Annotated in this window: 10 protein-coding genes, 2 tRNA genes and 3 rRNA genes; 14 read left to right on the top strand and 1 reads right to left on the bottom strand. The window is 55.0% G+C overall.

What is annotated here, in order from left to right; genetic code table 11:
* Positions 1 to 78 precede the first annotated feature (78 nt).
* From mrcB to LOY55_RS25885, 3 genes are read left to right on the top strand one after another with little or no spacing between them, the layout of a single operon-like run.
* The gene (gene mrcB, locus LOY55_RS25895; RefSeq protein ID WP_109786265.1) at positions 79 to 2,403 is read left to right on the top strand and encodes a penicillin-binding protein 1B; all 2,325 of its coding nucleotides are present in this window, start codon (positions 79 to 81) and stop codon (positions 2,401 to 2,403) included.
* A gap of 16 nt (positions 2,404 to 2,419) precedes the next feature.
* Complete coding sequence (locus LOY55_RS25890) at positions 2,420 to 3,160, top strand: tetratricopeptide repeat protein (RefSeq protein WP_046028464.1); 741 nt, start codon at positions 2,420 to 2,422, stop codon at positions 3,158 to 3,160.
* Positions 3,160 to 3,495, top strand: coding sequence for a YqcC family protein (locus LOY55_RS25885; RefSeq protein WP_046028462.1), 336 nt, complete (start codon positions 3,160 to 3,162; stop codon positions 3,493 to 3,495). Before LOY55_RS25890 ends, LOY55_RS25885 begins: the two co-directional genes overlap by 1 nt.
* 121 nt (positions 3,496 to 3,616) lie before the next feature.
* On the opposite strand, the gene LOY55_RS25880 is transcribed toward LOY55_RS25885, so the two are convergent.
* Positions 3,617 to 4,033 carry a DUF4124 domain-containing protein gene (locus LOY55_RS25880; protein WP_223522745.1) on the bottom strand — a complete coding sequence of 139 codons (417 nt, stop codon included), beginning with the start codon at positions 4,031 to 4,033 and terminating at the stop codon, positions 3,617 to 3,619.
* A gap of 400 nt (positions 4,034 to 4,433) precedes the next feature.
* Here LOY55_RS25880 and LOY55_RS25875 point away from each other — a divergent pair, with 400 nt between their 5' ends.
* From LOY55_RS25875 to rrf, 11 genes are all read left to right on the top strand, one after another.
* Positions 4,434 to 6,158 carry an acetolactate synthase 3 large subunit gene (locus tag LOY55_RS25875; protein WP_258667089.1) on the top strand — a complete coding sequence of 575 codons (1,725 nt, stop codon included), beginning with the start codon at positions 4,434 to 4,436 and terminating at the stop codon, positions 6,156 to 6,158.
* Positions 6,159 to 6,160: 2 nt separating this feature from the next.
* Complete coding sequence (gene ilvN / locus LOY55_RS25870; protein ID WP_003176102.1) at positions 6,161 to 6,652, top strand: acetolactate synthase small subunit; 492 nt, start codon at positions 6,161 to 6,163, stop codon at positions 6,650 to 6,652.
* A gap of 48 nt (positions 6,653 to 6,700) precedes the next feature.
* Positions 6,701 to 7,717 carry a ketol-acid reductoisomerase gene (ilvC, locus tag LOY55_RS25865; RefSeq protein ID WP_007948647.1) on the top strand — a complete coding sequence of 339 codons (1,017 nt, stop codon included), beginning with the start codon at positions 6,701 to 6,703 and terminating at the stop codon, positions 7,715 to 7,717.
* Between the two features lie 146 nt (positions 7,718 to 7,863).
* Entirely contained in the window at positions 7,864 to 8,721 is an 858-nt protein-coding gene (pssA, locus tag LOY55_RS25860) for a CDP-diacylglycerol--serine O-phosphatidyltransferase (RefSeq protein WP_007948646.1), read from the top strand.
* Positions 8,722 to 8,784: 63 nt separating this feature from the next.
* Positions 8,785 to 9,798 carry a protein-methionine-sulfoxide reductase catalytic subunit MsrP gene (msrP, locus tag LOY55_RS25855; RefSeq protein WP_109786263.1) on the top strand — a complete coding sequence of 338 codons (1,014 nt, stop codon included), beginning with the start codon at positions 8,785 to 8,787 and terminating at the stop codon, positions 9,796 to 9,798.
* The gene (gene msrQ, locus LOY55_RS25850; RefSeq protein ID WP_046028455.1) at positions 9,798 to 10,418 is read left to right on the top strand and encodes a protein-methionine-sulfoxide reductase heme-binding subunit MsrQ; all 621 of its coding nucleotides are present in this window, start codon (positions 9,798 to 9,800) and stop codon (positions 10,416 to 10,418) included. Before msrP ends, msrQ begins: the two co-directional genes overlap by 1 nt.
* 498 nt (positions 10,419 to 10,916) lie before the next feature.
* A 16S ribosomal RNA gene (locus tag LOY55_RS25845) occupies positions 10,917 to 12,453 on the top strand.
* Between the two features lie 81 nt (positions 12,454 to 12,534).
* Positions 12,535 to 12,611, top strand: a tRNA-Ile gene (locus LOY55_RS25840).
* Positions 12,612 to 12,641: 30 nt separating this feature from the next.
* A tRNA-Ala gene (locus LOY55_RS25835) sits at positions 12,642 to 12,717 on the top strand.
* A 248-nt stretch (positions 12,718 to 12,965) separates the two neighbouring features.
* Positions 12,966 to 15,857 (top strand): 23S ribosomal RNA (locus LOY55_RS25830).
* 152 nt (positions 15,858 to 16,009) lie between these two features.
* Positions 16,010 to 16,125: ribosomal RNA gene (rrf, locus tag LOY55_RS25825) — 5S ribosomal RNA — on the top strand.
* The 16S, 23S and 5S rRNA genes sit together here with 2 tRNA genes alongside, the layout of an rRNA operon.
* The last annotated feature ends 135 nt before the right edge of the window (positions 16,126 to 16,260 follow it).

Genomic DNA, 16,260 nt, shown 5'->3' with positions numbered 1-16,260 from the left:
TTATGGCCGCAAGTCCGCCTGACGCAAACCTCGGAGGGCTCCTGTTGAGTATTAATAAAGTGCGTATAATCCGCCGCCATGACTCGTACTCGATCCCCCCGCACTCCAAAAAAACCACCTTCCCGGGGCCTGCACCCGTGGCTGGGCTGGGCCCTTAAACTCAGTCTGGTCGGCCTTGTGGTGCTCGCCGGATTCGCGGTTTACCTCGACGCTATCGTCCAGGAAAAGTTCTCCGGCAAACGCTGGACCATTCCGGCCAAGGTGTATGCACGCCCGCTGGAGCTGTTCACTGGCCAGAAGCTGAGCAAGGAAGACTTTCTCACCGAACTCGACGCCTTGGGCTACCGGCGCGAAAGCGTGAGCAATGGCCCTGGTGCGGCGTCGGTCAACGGCAATACCGTCGATCTGAACACCCGTGGCTTCCAGTTCTATGAAGGCCTGGAGAAACCTCAGCCCGTGCGCGTGCGTTTCTCCGGCGACTATGTTGCTGAACTCTCGGCGACCAACGGTTCGAAGCTTTCCGTGGTGCGCCTTGAACCGCTGATGATCGGCGGTATTTACCCGAAAAATCTGGAAGACCGCATCCTGATCAAAATTGATCAGGTCCCGCCGTATCTGCTGGAGACCCTGGTCGCCGTGGAAGACCGGGATTTCTATAGCCACTGGGGCGTGTCACCCAAGTCGATTGCACGCGCTGTCTGGGTCAACACGTCTGGCGGCAAGATGACCCAGGGCGGCAGTACGCTGACGCAACAGTTGGTCAAGAACTTCTATCTGACCAGTGAGCGCAGCCTGACCCGTAAACTCACCGAAGCCATGATGGCGATGTTGCTTGAGCTGCATTACGACAAACCGGAGATTCTTGAGGCTTACCTCAATGAAGTGTTCGTCGGTCAGGACGGCCAGCGCGCGGTGCACGGTTTCGGTCTGGCCAGTCAGTTCTTCTTCGGGCAGCCGTTGTCCGAATTGAAACTGCATCAAGTTGCCTTGCTGGTGGGGATGGTCAAGGGGCCGTCCTATTACAACCCGCGTCGCAATCCTGAGCGAGCGCTTGAGCGGCGCAATCTGGTGCTCGATGTCCTCCAGGAACAAGGCGTCGCCACCGCCGAGCAGGTCGAAGCTGCGAAAAAAATGCCGCTGGGTGTAACGACACGCGGCAAGCTGGCCGACAGCTCGTTCCCGGGCTTTATCGACTTGGTCAAGCGCCAGTTGCGCGAAGACTACCGCGACGAAGACTTGACCGAAGAAGGCCTGCGGATCTTCACCAGTTTCGACCCGATTCTGCAGATGAAAGCCGAAGCTTCCGTCAACGACACCTTCAAGCGACTGTCCGGTCGCAAGGGTTCCGATGACGTCGAAGCGGCCATGGTCGTGACCAACCCGGAAACCGGTGAAGTCCAGGCCATGATCGGCAGCCGCCAGGCCAGTTTTGCAGGCTTCAACCGTGCGCTGGATGCGGTGCGCCCCATCGGCTCATTGATCAAACCGGCGGTTTATCTGACGGCGCTTGAGAAGCCTACCCAGTACACGCTGACCAGTTGGCTGTCGGACGAATCCTTCTCGGTCAAGGGCGCGGACGGTCAGGTCTGGAAACCGCAGAACTATGATCGCCGTTCCCACGGTACAGTGTTCCTGTATCAGGGGCTGGCGCATTCCTACAACCTGTCGACTGCGCGTCTCGGATTGGCAGTGGGTGTACCGAATGTCCTCAAGACCCTGGCGCGCCTGGGGGTAACTCGCGAGTTCCCGGCATTCCCGTCGATGTTGCTGGGGGCCGGTGGCATGACGCCAATTGAAGTGGCGACCATGTACCAGACGCTGGCCAATGGTGGTTTCAACACGCCGATGCGCGGGATTCGCAGCGTATTGACCGCCGAAGGCGAACCGCTCAAGCGCTATCCGTTCCAGATCGAACAGCGTTTTGATCCGGCTTCTATCTACCTGATCCAGAGCGCCATGCAGCGAGTCATGCGTGAAGGTACCGGCAGTTCGGTTTATAACGTGTTGCCAAAGACCCTGACCCTGGCCGGCAAGACCGGTACCAGTAACGACTCGCGGGACAGTTGGTTCGCAGGTTTCAGTCAGGACCTGCTGGCGGTGGTCTGGCTGGGCCGTGATGACAACGGCAAGACGCCGTTCACCGGTGCTACCGGTGCCTTGCAGGTCTGGACCAGCTTCATGCGTAAAGCCGATCCATTGCCACTGGACATGCCGCAGCCGGATAACGTTGTTCAGGCGTGGGTCGATTCGCATACCGGACAAGGCTCCGATGCCAACTGCCCGGGCGCCGTGCAGATGCCGTATATTCGCGGCAGCGAACCACCTCCCGGTGCAGCTTGCGGTGGCGAAGGCCCTGCTTCCGGCGAAACGGTGATGGATTGGGTCAAGGGCTGGATGAATTAAGCAAAGAGGGATTCACGTGAACAAGTGGTTGATACCAGCGGTTGCCGCCGTGGCATTGCTCAGCGGTTGTTCCACCGTACAACGCGGTTCGATTCCGGTTGAGGATTCCGGTACGGCTGTGTCCAACAGCGAGCGGATCTCGGCGAATGGCGGTTTCCGCAAGACGACAGTGAAGCGTCCTGTGCAAGCCCAGACCCAAACCCAGGCGATTCCGCAGGGCGACACCGGTGTGGTGGTGATGGTCCCGGGTGGCGGCGCCGTCACTTCGGCCCCGATCAGTACCTCGCCGATCACCCCAGGCCCGATTACTCCGGGGCCGATCGATACGTCGCCGGTCCAGTCGGCACCGATCAATCAGGGCAGCTACAGCATGCCGTCGACACCGAGCGGGATTCCTTCGGCCAGCGCCGGTGGCCTGTCGGCCGATGAGCAACTGGATGGCCCGGTGCTCGCGCTGTTGACCACGGCTCAGCAGCAACAGGCCAGCGGCGACCTCAACGGTGCTTCGTCCAGTCTCGAGCGCGCCCAGCGTGTCGCGCCGCGTGAGCCACAAGTGCTTTATCGCCTCGCTCAGGTGCGCATGGCTCAAGGTGATGCCGCGCAGGCTGAACAATTCGCTCGTCGTGGGCTGACGTTCGCCAATGGTCGTCCGGATCTTCAGGCCAGCCTGTGGGAATTGATCGCCCAGGCACGCGAGAAACAGGGTGATTCCAGCGGCGCTACGCTGGCCCGCCAGAAGGCCAAGGTTTCGCTGTGATGGATGCCCGCTTTCCGAAGATTGCCGAGCAGTTGCTGCTGATCGAGCGTGAATTGCGGGTGCAGGGGTGGTGGGATGAAGTCCCACCCTCCGCTGAAGCGCTTGCCAGTGTCGAGCCGTTTTCGGTCGATACGCTGGATTTTGAACAGTGGCTGCAATGGATTTTCTTGCCTCGCATGAAGATCATCCTCGAACAGGATTTGCCGCTGCCTAACGCTTCGGGCATTCAGGAGATGGCCGAAATGGTCTTCGCCGGGCGCAATGTCCAGGGCAAGGACCGGCAGCTACAAGTGCTGCTCAAAGAGTTCGATCTACTGATCACCGCCTCCCGCTAACACCGATCTCTGTAGGAGCCGAGCTTGCTCCGGGCGGCGTTCCGACGATAGCGGTGCAACATTCAACAGGCCGGTTGGGTGTTTCGCCCTCATCGCGAGCAAGCTCTGCTCCTACAGGTACTTACTGGCAGTTATCCGTAATCTGTTTCTGTGTTTCGCTGATGCGCTCCTGACGTTGTTGATCGGTCAGGCGGCGAATCTCGCCGTCCACATCTTCCCGAAGTCGCGGATTGTTCTGCAGTTGCGCCAGATTCGTTCGCGCCTGCATGCAAAATGTCTTCAACTGAGCTTGCTGCTCGGCGACCTGCTTTTTTACGTTGTTGTCGATGACCTGTTGATCGCCTATGGCGTTGCTGCGTGGCAGCGTCTGCGGATTGCTGACAGAAGAGGAGGGCGGCAGCACGGTGGTGGCCTCCTGTCCTTGGGGCGGTTGTGAATCAAAGTGCGTTACGCCTTGGGCATCGACCCATTTGTAGATCTGACCCGCCATGCATAAAGGGCTGATCAGCAGGCAGACCATGAAGAATGTCGTTCGCATGCCATTTCCTTGTCATTAGTTGCGCAATCCAAGCTAACACAGTGGCTGTTTAGCGATTTTTTCTTGCTTTCTCATGTGCTTACTTCAATAAAGCACATACACGACTTGACTTGCAGGGGACGAAACAGAAGAATCCAAAGTCCGCTGTAGAGGGACTGCCAGAAGCAGACCCACTCGGCAGATCATGAGGCGCACATCCGCGCCGACCTGTTACACCCGCAACGCGTTACCTCGCGCTGGGTGGGAAAAGCCCGCAACACTTGGGACGATCCCAATACTTGCTCAGTCAGTGCTGACGTAGTCGGCGACCACCGTCGCTCATGCTCTGCTGAGAAGTAAACCTATTAAGACCCGTCCCTGTTTATGTGGGCGGTATTCTGGCGTTTTAGAGGTGAACAACGTGGAGCTTTTATCTGGCGGTGAGATGCTCGTCCGCTTCTTGCGTGACGAAGGCGTCAAATATATCTACGGGTACCCGGGTGGTGCTCTTCTTCATGTCTACGATGCCCTGTTCAAAGAACCGGAAGTGACCCACATCCTGGTTCGTCACGAACAAGCGGCTACCCATATGGCTGACGGCTATGCCCGTGCCACCGGTAAAGCCGGCGTGGTACTGGTGACTTCCGGTCCTGGCGCAACCAATGCCATCACCGGTATCGCCACGGCTTATATGGACTCCATTCCGATGGTGGTTATTTCCGGCCAGGTGCCTAGCACCATGGTGGGTACCGATGCGTTCCAGGAAACCGACATGATCGGTATCTCCCGGCCGATCGTGAAGCACAGCTTCATGATCAAGCACGCGTCGGAAATTCCGGAAGTCATGAAGAAGGCCTTCTACCTGGCGCAATCCGGTCGTCCTGGTCCGGTCGTTGTCGATATCCCGAAAGACATGACCAACCCGGCCGAGAAGTACGAATACGTATTCCCGAAAAAAGCCAAGCTGCGTTCCTACAGCCCGGCCGTTCGTGGTCACTCTGGGCAAATCCGCAAGGCGGCAGAAATGCTCCTGGCGGCCAAGCGTCCTGTGATGTACGCAGGCGGCGGCGTGATTCTCGGTGGTGGCTCCGCGCCGCTGACCGAATTGGCGCAGATGCTCAACCTGCCAGTGACCAATACCCTGATGGGTCTGGGTGCCTACCCTGGCACCGACCGTCAGTTCATCGGCATGCTCGGTATGCACGGCAGCTACACCGCCAACCTGGCGATGCACCATGCCGACGTGATCCTTGCGGTCGGCGCTCGTTTCGATGACCGCGTGATCAATGGCCCGGCCAAGTTCTGCCCGAATGCCAAGATCATTCACATCGACATCGACCCGGCTTCTATTTCCAAGACCATCAAGGCTGACGTGCCTATCGTTGGTCCGGTCGAGAGCGTCCTGACCGAAATGGTCGCGATCCTCAAGGAAATCGGCGAGACCCCGAACAAGGAGTCCGTTGCCAGCTGGTGGAAGCAAGTTGACGAGTGGCGTGGTGATCGCGGCCTGTTCCCTTACGACAAGGGCGACGGCAGCGTGATCAAGCCGCAGACCGTGATCGAAACCCTGTGCGAAGTGACCAATGGCGATGCCTATGTCGCTTCGGATGTAGGGCAGCACCAGATGTTTGCTGCGCAGTACTACAAGTTCAACAAGCCGAACCGCTGGATCAACTCCGGTGGCCTGGGCACCATGGGCTTCGGTTTTCCGGCAGCCATGGGCATCAAGTTGAGCTTCCCGGAAGACGATGTCGTCTGTGTCACCGGCGAAGGCAGCATCCAGATGAACATTCAGGAACTGTCGACCTGTCTGCAATATGGTTTGCCGGTAAAAATCCTGATCCTGAATAACGGTGTGCTGGGTATGGTTCGCCAGTGGCAGGACATGAGCTATGGCAGCCGTCATTCTCATTCCTACATGGAATCGTTGCCTGACTTCGTCAAACTGGCAGAAGCTTACGGCCACATTGGCGTGCGCATCACCGATTCGAAAGATTTGAAGTCGAAGATGGAAGAGGCGTTTGCCATGAAAGATCGCCTGGTGGTGATCGATGTTTCGGTCGACACCAGCGAGCACGTCTACCCGATGCAGATCAAAGACGGCTCCATGCGCGATATGTGGTTGAGCAAGACGGAGCGTACTTAATCATGCGGCACATTATTTCCTTGCTTCTGGAAAACGAACCCGGCGCTTTGTCTCGCGTAGTCGGCCTGTTCTCGCAGCGCAACTACAACATCGAAAGTCTGACCGTGGCGCCAACCGAAGACCCGACCCTGTCGCGTCTGACGCTGACCACTGTCGGTCACGATGAGGTCATCGAGCAGATCACCAAGAACCTGAACAAGCTGATCGAAGTGGTAAAACTGGTCGACCTGTCGGAAAGTGCTCACATCGAGCGCGAACTGATGCTGGTCAAGGTCAAGGCCACCGGCGCCCAGCGCGCCGAGATCAAGCGCACTACCGATATTTACCGTGGGCAGATCGTCGATGTCAGCGCCAGCGTGTATACCGTTCAATTGACCGGTACCAGCGACAAGCTCGACAGCTTCATTCAGTCCATCGGCACTGCGTCGATTCTGGAGACCGTCCGTAGCGGCGTGACCGGTATTGCTCGCGGCGACAAAGTACTCAGCATCTAAACCAAATTAGCGAATGGCCTGAACGGCCTGGATATATAGGGGAATTTCATGAAAGTTTATTACGAAAAAGACTGCGACCTGTCCATCATCCAGGGCAAGAAAGTTGCCATCATCGGTTACGGCTCCCAGGGCCACGCTCAAGCGTGCAACCTGAAAGATTCCGGCGTTGACGTGACTGTTGGTCTGCGTAAAGGCTCGGCCACCGTTGCCAAAGCTGAAGCTCACGGCCTGAAAGTGACTGACGTTGCTTCCGCTGTTGCTGCCGCCGACCTGGTCATGATCCTGACCCCGGACGAGTTCCAGTCTGCCCTGTACAAGAACGAAATCGAGCCGAACATCAAGAAGGGCGCCACCCTGGCCTTCTCCCACGGCTTCGCGATTCACTACAACCAGGTTGTTCCGCGCGCTGACCTCGACGTGATCATGATCGCGCCGAAGGCTCCGGGCCACACCGTACGTTCCGAGTTCGTGAAGGGCGGCGGTATCCCTGACCTGATCGCTATCTACCAGGACGCCTCGGGCAACGCCAAAAACGTTGCACTGTCCTACGCTGCTGGCGTTGGTGGTGGTCGTACCGGCATCATCGAAACCACCTTCAAGGACGAGACTGAAACCGACCTGTTCGGCGAACAAGCCGTTCTGTGCGGCGGTACCGTTGAACTGGTCAAAGCCGGTTTCGAAACCCTGGTTGAAGCTGGCTATGCGCCGGAAATGGCCTACTTCGAATGCCTGCACGAACTGAAGCTGATCGTTGACCTCATGTACGAAGGCGGTATCGCCAACATGAACTACTCGATCTCCAACAACGCCGAATACGGCGAGTACGTGACCGGCCCGGAAGTAATCAACGCCGAATCCCGTCAGGCCATGCGCAACGCCCTGAAACGTATTCAGGATGGCGAATACGCCAAAATGTTCATCAGCGAAGGCGCAACCGGCTACCCTTCGATGACCGCCAAGCGTCGTAACAACGCCGCTCACGGTATCGAGATCATCGGCGAGCAACTGCGCTCCATGATGCCGTGGATCGGTGCCAACAAGATCGTCGACAAAGCTAAAAACTAAGTCACGCGCTTGTACGGAAAACGCGGCCTAGGCCGCGTTTTTTCGTTTGAGTTCGCCGGTTCTGGTATAAAGCTGCATCGTTTGTGGCCGAACCGTCGCCCCAGACACCTGTCGAAAACTTTCCACCCTGTTGCAAGGTAATGTCCATGAGCGAACGCCCCGAAGAGCCAAACCAGGCTTCTGACGCCGAAAGCCTGCTGCCCATCGATGAGCACATCGAAGAAGGGCATGACGCTGAAGGCCGTAAAGTCCGGCATCGTGGTATCTATCTTCTGCCGAACCTGTTCACCACTGCGAACCTGTTCGCAGGGTTTTATTCCATCATCAACTCGATGAGTGCCCAGGCCGCGTTGAGCGCCGGTGATTCGGTCAATGCGAGCAAGTACTTTGCTTTTGCGGCGATCGCGATTTTTGTCGCGATGGTGCTTGATGGTCTCGATGGTCGTGTGGCCCGGATGACCAATACCCAGAGCGCATTTGGTGCCGAGTACGACTCGCTGTCAGATATGGTCGCCTTTGGCGTCGCGCCGGCATTATTGGCGTTTGGCTGGGCCTTGGGTGATATGGGCAAGGTCGGCTGGATGGTTGCCTTCATCTATGTGGCGGGTGCGGCTTTGCGTTTGGCGCGCTTCAACACCCAGGTCGGCACTGCGGATAAACGCTACTTCATCGGTCTGGCCAGTCCGGCGGCGGCGGGTGTGGTTGCCGGGATTGTCTGGGCGTTCAGCGACTACGGCATCCAGGGTTCCAAGATGTCCTTCCTGGTTGCGCTGATGGTGGCTGCTGCCGGTATGCTGATGGTCAGCAATATCAAGTACAACAGCTTCAAGGAGCTCGACTTGAAAGGGCGCGTGCCTTTTGTGGCGATCCTGGCGGTGGTGTTGGTGTTTGCTGTGGTATTCAGCGATCCACCACGCATCCTGCTGCTGGTTTTCCTTGCTTACGCGGCCTCCGGTCCGGTGCAGTACTTGTTGCGTCTTCGTCGGCACAAAAACGCCGAGTGATGTAATTTCCCTCATACTCCGCAGTCTATGGGTGCATCTGTCCTCCAAAGCTGCGGAGTTGTCATGCTGATCAAAGTCCCCAAAGCGTCTGACTGCCATGAGTCGGACGTCACATCTGAAGCCTTCTATCTATCCCGTCGAAAAGTTCTTGGTGCTGCCGTTGCGGGCTTGGCGATAAGCAGCCTGCCTCGTTGGGCGTCGGCCGAAGATGTTGCTCGTTATGCAGACGTCGAGCCTGGCAAGGCACCTACCTGGTTTACTGAAAAGCTTCCCTCTACCAAATGGGGGGCGGTCAACGTCAAGGATGAGTCGATTACGCCATTCAAGGACGCGACCCATTACAACAACTTCTACGAGTTCGGCACTGATAAAGGTGACCCGGCTGCCAATGCCGGCGCACTGAAGACCGAGCCGTGGAGCGTTGTAGTGGATGGCGAAGTGGGCAAGCCTGGACGCTATGCGCTTGAAGACTTCATGAAGCCTTATCAGTTGGAAGAGCGCATCTACCGTCTTCGCTGCGTAGAGGCTTGGTCGATGGTCATTCCGTGGATTGGTTTTCCCATTTCGGCATTACTCAAGCAAGTGGAGCCAACCTCCAAGGCGAAGTACATTCGCTTCGAAACCCTCGAGGATCCCAAGAGTATGCCGGGGCAGCGTTCCGGCTTTGCCTTGATCGACTGGCCCTATGTAGAAGGGTTGCGTCTGGATGAGGCGATGAACCCGTTGGCGATTCTTGCGATCGGCATGTATGGGCGTGAGTTGCCCAATCAGAATGGAGCGCCGTTGCGTTTGGTGGTGCCCTGGAAGTATGGATTCAAAAGCATCAAATCCATTGTGCGTATCAGTCTGGTCAGCGAGCAGCCGAAAACAACATGGCAGAGCATTGCAGCGGATGAGTATGGTTTCTACGCGAATGTGAATCCTGCGGTTGATCATCCGCGTTGGACTCAGGCGCGGGAGCGCCGTTTGCCCAGTGGTTTGTTCAAGCCCAATGTGCGCGACACACAGATGTTCAACGGCTACGCGGATGAAGTCGCCTCTCTTTATACAGGGCTCGATTTGCGGAAGAACTACTGATGCGTTTTCCGGTTTGGCGTCTTGGCGTTTTTATAGTGGCAGCGGTGTGGCCGCTGCTTTGGCTGTATCAGGCCTGGACGGATGTGTTGGGCCCGGACCCAGGCAAAATTCTGGTTGATCGGCTTGGGTTGGGCACGCTTGTTTTGCTACTCATTACGCTCAGTATGACGCCCCTGCAAAAACTCACCGGGTGGGCAGGGTGGGTGGCTGTGCGAAGGCAGTTGGGGTTGTGGTGCTTTGCTTATGTGGTTCTGCATTTGAGTGGCTATACGGCGTTCATTCTAGGATTTGACTGGTCGCAGCTGGGTGTTGAGTTGCGCAAACGGCCATACATTATCGTCGGTACGCTGGCGTTTCTGTGTTTGCTGGCGTTGGCGGTGACATCTAATCGTTACAGTCAGCGGCGTTTGGGCGCACGCTGGAAGAAGCTGCATCGGCTCGTCTATGTGATTCTCGGGCTTGGGTTGCTGCATATGTTGTGGATCGTGCGTGCTGATCTGAAGGAGTGGACGGTATACGCCTCGATAGGGGCGTTGCTGTTAGTGCTGCGTGTGCCAGCAGTTGCCCGGCGAATCCCGCGGTTTGTGGCTAAAAAGGTACCGTCTGCACGAAAGGTGTAATTAAGTGTTGACGGCAGATTCAGGATGTCTATAATTCGCCCCACTTCCGGCGCAGTCGAAACGGAAAACTCCTTGGTAAACAAAGAGTTACGCAGTTTTCGGCAGTGAGTGGCTTCAGTTCATCGAAGTCCGAAAGGAGTTGAAAAAGAGGTGTTGACAGCAGCGTGTAACGCTGTAGAATTCGCCTCCCGCTACCGAGTGATCGGAAGCGCAAGTGGTTGAAGTTGTTAAAGATTTCCAAGCGAAACTTTGAAAACTTCTGAAAATAACCACTTGACAGCAACAGAGGCTGCTGTAGAATGCGCGCCTCGGTTGAGACGAAAGATCTTAACCAACCGCTCTTTAACAACTGAATCAAGCAATTCGTGTGGGTGCTTGTGGAGTCAGGCTGATAGTCAACAAGATTATCAGCATCACAAGTTACTCCGCGAGAAATCAAAGATGTAACCAACGATTGCTGAGCCAAGTTTAGGGTTTCTTAAAAACCCAAAGATGTTTGAACTGAAGAGTTTGATCATGGCTCAGATTGAACGCTGGCGGCAGGCCTAACACATGCAAGTCGAGCGGTAGAGAGAAGCTTGCTTCTCTTGAGAGCGGCGGACGGGTGAGTAATGCCTAGGAATCTGCCTGGTAGTGGGGGATAACGTTCGGAAACGGACGCTAATACCGCATACGTCCTACGGGAGAAAGCAGGGGACCTTCGGGCCTTGCGCTATCAGATGAGCCTAGGTCGGATTAGCTAGTTGGTGAGGTAATGGCTCACCAAGGCGACGATCCGTAACTGGTCTGAGAGGATGATCAGTCACACTGGAACTGAGACACGGTCCAGACTCCTACGGGAGGCAGCAGTGGGGAATATTGGACAATGGGCGAAAGCCTGATCCAGCCATGCCGCGTGTGTGAAGAAGGTCTTCGGATTGTAAAGCACTTTAAGTTGGGAGGAAGGGTTGTAACCTAATACGTTGCAATTTTGACGTTACCGACAGAATAAGCACCGGCTAACTCTGTGCCAGCAGCCGCGGTAATACAGAGGGTGCAAGCGTTAATCGGAATTACTGGGCGTAAAGCGCGCGTAGGTGGTTCGTTAAGTTGGATGTGAAATCCCCGGGCTCAACCTGGGAACTGCATTCAAAACTGTCGAGCTAGAGTATGGTAGAGGGTGGTGGAATTTCCTGTGTAGCGGTGAAATGCGTAGATATAGGAAGGAACACCAGTGGCGAAGGCGACCACCTGGACTGATACTGACACTGAGGTGCGAAAGCGTGGGGAGCAAACAGGATTAGATACCCTGGTAGTCCACGCCGTAAACGATGTCAACTAGCCGTTGGGAGCCTTGAGCTCTTAGTGGCGCAGCTAACGCATTAAGTTGACCGCCTGGGGAGTACGGCCGCAAGGTTAAAACTCAAATGAATTGACGGGGGCCCGCACAAGCGGTGGAGCATGTGGTTTAATTCGAAGCAACGCGAAGAACCTTACCAGGCCTTGACATCCAATGAACTTTCCAGAGATGGATCGGTGCCTTCGGGAACATTGAGACAGGTGCTGCATGGCTGTCGTCAGCTCGTGTCGTGAGATGTTGGGTTAAGTCCCGTAACGAGCGCAACCCTTGTCCTTAGTTACCAGCACGTAATGGTGGGCACTCTAAGGAGACTGCCGGTGACAAACCGGAGGAAGGTGGGGATGACGTCAAGTCATCATGGCCCTTACGGCCTGGGCTACACACGTGCTACAATGGTCGGTACAGAGGGTTGCCAAGCCGCGAGGTGGAGCTAATCCCAGAAAACCGATCGTAGTCCGGATCGCAGTCTGCAACTCGACTGCGTGAAGTCGGAATCGCTAGTAATCGCGAATCAGAATGTCGCGGTGAATACGTTCCCGGGCCTTGTACACACCGCCCGTCACACCATGGGAGTGGGTTGCACCAGAAGTAGCTAGTCTAACCTTCGGGAGGACGGTTACCACGGTGTGATTCATGACTGGGGTGAAGTCGTAACAAGGTAGCCGTAGGGGAACCTGCGGCTGGATCACCTCCTTAATCGACGACATCAGCTGCTCCATAAGTTCCCACACGAATTGCTTGATTCATTGAAGAAGACGAAAGAAGCAGCCCGAAATTGGGTCTGTAGCTCAGTTGGTTAGAGCGCACCCCTGATAAGGGTGAGGTCGGCAGTTCGAATCTGCCCAGACCCACCAATTTTGTGTGGGAAACGCCTGTAGAAATACGGGGCCATAGCTCAGCTGGGAGAGCGCCTGCCTTGCACGCAGGAGGTCAACGGTTCGATCCCGTTTGGCTCCACCACTACTGCTTCTGAAGTTTGAAAGCTTAGAAATGAGCATTCCATCGAGAGATGGTGAATGTTGATTTCTAGTCTTTGACTAGTTCGTTCTTTAAAAATTTGGGTATGTGATAGAAAGATAGACTGAACGTTACTTTCACTGGTAACGGATCAGGCTAAGGTAAAATTTGTGAGTTGCTCTTAATTGAGTATTATCGAATTTTCGGCGAATGTCGTCTTCACAGTATAACCAGATTGCTTGGGGTTATATGGTCAAGTGAAGAAGCGCATACGGTGGATGCCTTGGCAGTCAGAGGCGATGAAAGACGTGGTAGCCTGCGAAAAGCTTCGGGGAGTCGGCAAACAGACTTTGATCCGGAGATGTCTGAATGGGGGAACCCAGCCATCATAAGATGGTTATCTTGTACTGAATACATAGGTGCAAGAGGCGAACCAGGGGAACTGAAACATCTAAGTACCCTGAGGAAAAGAAATCAACCGAGATTCCCTTAGTAGTGGCGAGCGAACGGGGACTAGCCCTTAAGTGGCTTTGAGATTAGCGGAACGCTCTGGAAAGTGCGGCCATAGTGGGTGATAGCCCTGTACGCGAAAATCTCTTGGTCATGAAATCGAGTAGGACGGAGCACGAGAAACTTTGTCTGAATATGGGGGGACCATCCTCCAAGGCTAAATACTACTGACTGACCGATAGTGAACTAGTACCGTGAGGGAAAGGCGAAAAGAACCCCGGAGAGGGGAGTGAAATAGATCCTGAAACCGTATGCGTACAAGCAGTGGGAGCCCACTTTGTTGGGTGACTGCGTACCTTTTGTATAATGGGTCAGCGACTTATTTTCAGTGGCGAGCTTAACCGAATAGGGGAGGCGTAGCGAAAGCGAGTCTTAATAGGGCGTCTAGTCGCTGGGAATAGACCCGAAACCGGGCGATCTATCCATGGGCAGGTTGAAGGTTGGGTAACACTAACTGGAGGACCGAACCGACTACCGTTGAAAAGTTAGCGGATGACCTGTGGATCGGAGTGAAAGGCTAATCAAGCTCGGAGATAGCTGGTTCTCCTCGAAAGCTATTTAGGTAGCGCCTCATGTATCACTGTAGGGGGTAGAGCACTGTTTCGGCTAGGGGGTCATCCCGACTTACCAAACCGATGCAAACTCCGAATACCTACAAGTGCCGAGCATGGGAGACACACGGCGGGTGCTAACGTCCGTCGTGAAAAGGGAAACAACCCAGACCGTCAGCTAAGGTCCCAAAGTTATGGTTAAGTGGGAAACGATGTGGGAAGGCTTAGACAGCTAGGAGGTTGGCTTAGAAGCAGCCACCCTTTAAAGAAAGCGTAATAGCTCACTAGTCGAGTCGGCCTGCGCGGAAGATGTAACGGGGCTCAAACCATACACCGAAGCTACGGGTATCACTTAGGTGATGCGGTAGAGGAGCGTTCTGTAAGCCTGTGAAGGTGAGTTGAGAAGCTTGCTGGAGGTATCAGAAGTGCGAATGCTGACATGAGTAACGACAATGGGTGTGAAAAACACCCACGCCGAAAGACCAAGGTTTCCTGCGCAACGTTAATCGACGCAGGGTTAGTCGGTCCCTAAGGCGAGGCTGAAAAGCGTAGTCGATGGAAAACAGGTTAATATTCCTGTACTTCTGGTTATTGCGATGGAGGGACGGAGAAGGCTAGGCCAGCTTGGCGTTGGTTGTCCAAGTTTAAGGTGGTAGGCTGGAATCTTAGGTAAATCCGGGATTCTAAGGCCGAGAGCTGATGACGAGTGTACTTTTAGTACACGAAGTGGTTGATGCCATGCTTCCAAGAAAAGCTTCTAAGCTTCAGGTAACCAGGAACCGTACCCCAAACCGACACAGGTGGTTGGGTAGAGAATACCAAGGCGCTTGAGAGAACTCGGGTGAAGGAACTAGGCAAAATGGCACCGTAACTTCGGGAGAAGGTGCGCCGGTGAGGGTGAAGCATTTACTGCGTAAGCCCATGCCGGTCGAAGATACCAGGCCGCTGCGACTGTTTATTAAAAACACAGCACTCTGCAAACACGAAAGTGGACGTATAGGGTGTGACGCCTGCCCGGTGCCGGAAGGTTAATTGATGGGGTTAGCTAACGCGAAGCTCTTGATCGAAGCCCCGGTAAACGGCGGCCGTAACTATAACGGTCCTAAGGTAGCGAAATTCCTTGTCGGGTAAGTTCCGACCTGCACGAATGGCGTAACGATGGCGGCGCTGTCTCCACCCGAGACTCAGTGAAATTGAAATCGCTGTGAAGATGCAGTGTATCCGCGGCTAGACGGAAAGACCCCGTGAACCTTTACTATAGCTTTGCACTGGACTTTGAATTTGCTTGTGTAGGATAGGTGGGAGGCTTTGAAGCGTGGACGCCAGTTCGCGTGGAGCCAACCTTGAAATACCACCCTGGCAACTTTGAGGTTCTAACTCAGGTCCGTTATCCGGATCGAGGACAGTGTATGGTGGGTAGTTTGACTGGGGCGGTCTCCTCCTAAAGAGTAACGGAGGAGTACGAAGGTGCGCTCAGACCGGTCGGAAATCGGTCGTAGAGTATAAAGGCAAAAGCGCGCTTGACTGCGAGACAGACACGTCGAGCAGGTACGAAAGTAGGTCTTAGTGATCCGGTGGTTCTGTATGGAAGGGCCATCGCTCAACGGATAAAAGGTACTCCGGGGATAACAGGCTGATACCGCCCAAGAGTTCATATCGACGGCGGTGTTTGGCACCTCGATGTCGGCTCATCACATCCTGGGGCTGAAGCCGGTCCCAAGGGTATGGCTGTTCGCCATTTAAAGTGGTACGCGAGCTGGGTTTAGAACGTCGTGAGACAGTTCGGTCCCTATCTGCCGTGGACGTTTGAGATTTGAGAGGGGCTGCTCCTAGTACGAGAGGACCGGAGTGGACGAACCTCTGGTGTTCCGGTTGTCACGCCAGTGGCATTGCCGGGTAGCTATGTTCGGAATAGATAACCGCTGAAAGCATCTAAGCGGGAAACTAGCCTCAAGATGAGATCTCACTGGGACCTTGAGTCCCCTGAAGGGCCGTCGAAGACTACGACGTTGATAGGTTGGGTGTGTAAGCGCTGTGAGGCGTTGAGCTAACCAATACTAATTGCCCGTGAGGCTTGACCATATAACACCCAAGCAATTTGACTACTCGAGAGAGCATCAGATTGCGGTGTGTGAAGACGATACATTGTCGAAAATTCGAAACACACAAATCTATTACATACCCATTCGCTGGAGCGTGATCTTGCAAGAGAGCACGACCTGGCTACCGAATTTCTTGACGACCATAGAGCATTGGAACCACCTGATCCCATCCCGAACTCAGCAGTGAAACGATGCATCGCCGATGGTAGTGTGGGGTTTCCCCATGTGAGAGTAGGTCATCGTCAAGATTAAATTCCGAAACCCCAATTGCGAAAGCAGTTGGGGTTTTGTTTTGCCTGCGAAAAAGTACTCACCTGCTTAACGCACAAAATGGCGCAGTTATTTTCGACTCATGCCTCTAGAATAGGACCAACTTTTTCGGA

The sequence above is a fragment of the Pseudomonas sp. B21-040 genome (assembly GCF_024748695.1).
GTDB lineage: Bacteria > Pseudomonadota > Gammaproteobacteria > Pseudomonadales > Pseudomonadaceae > Aquipseudomonas.
The sequence above is the reverse complement of the archived record's forward strand: the minus strand, read 5'-3'. Positions and strand labels throughout refer to the sequence as shown.

Excerpts from the sequence above, each read along its gene's own strand:
- LOY55_RS25880 (WP_223522745.1), bottom strand. The coding sequence starts at position 4,033 with ATGCGAACGACATTCTTCATGGTCTGCCTGCTGATCAGCCCTTTATGC.
- LOY55_RS25885 (WP_046028462.1), top strand. The coding sequence starts at position 3,160 with ATGGATGCCCGCTTTCCGAAGATTGCCGAGCAGTTGCTGCTGATCGAG.
- msrQ (WP_046028455.1), top strand. The coding sequence starts at position 9,798 with ATGCGTTTTCCGGTTTGGCGTCTTGGCGTTTTTATAGTGGCAGCGGTG.
- pssA (WP_007948646.1), top strand. The coding sequence starts at position 7,864 with ATGAGCGAACGCCCCGAAGAGCCAAACCAGGCTTCTGACGCCGAAAGC.
- ilvC (WP_007948647.1), top strand. The coding sequence starts at position 6,701 with ATGAAAGTTTATTACGAAAAAGACTGCGACCTGTCCATCATCCAGGGC.
- msrP (WP_109786263.1), top strand. The coding sequence starts at position 8,785 with ATGCTGATCAAAGTCCCCAAAGCGTCTGACTGCCATGAGTCGGACGTC.
- ilvN (WP_003176102.1), top strand. The coding sequence starts at position 6,161 with ATGCGGCACATTATTTCCTTGCTTCTGGAAAACGAACCCGGCGCTTTG.
- mrcB (WP_109786265.1), top strand. The coding sequence starts at position 79 with ATGACTCGTACTCGATCCCCCCGCACTCCAAAAAAACCACCTTCCCGG.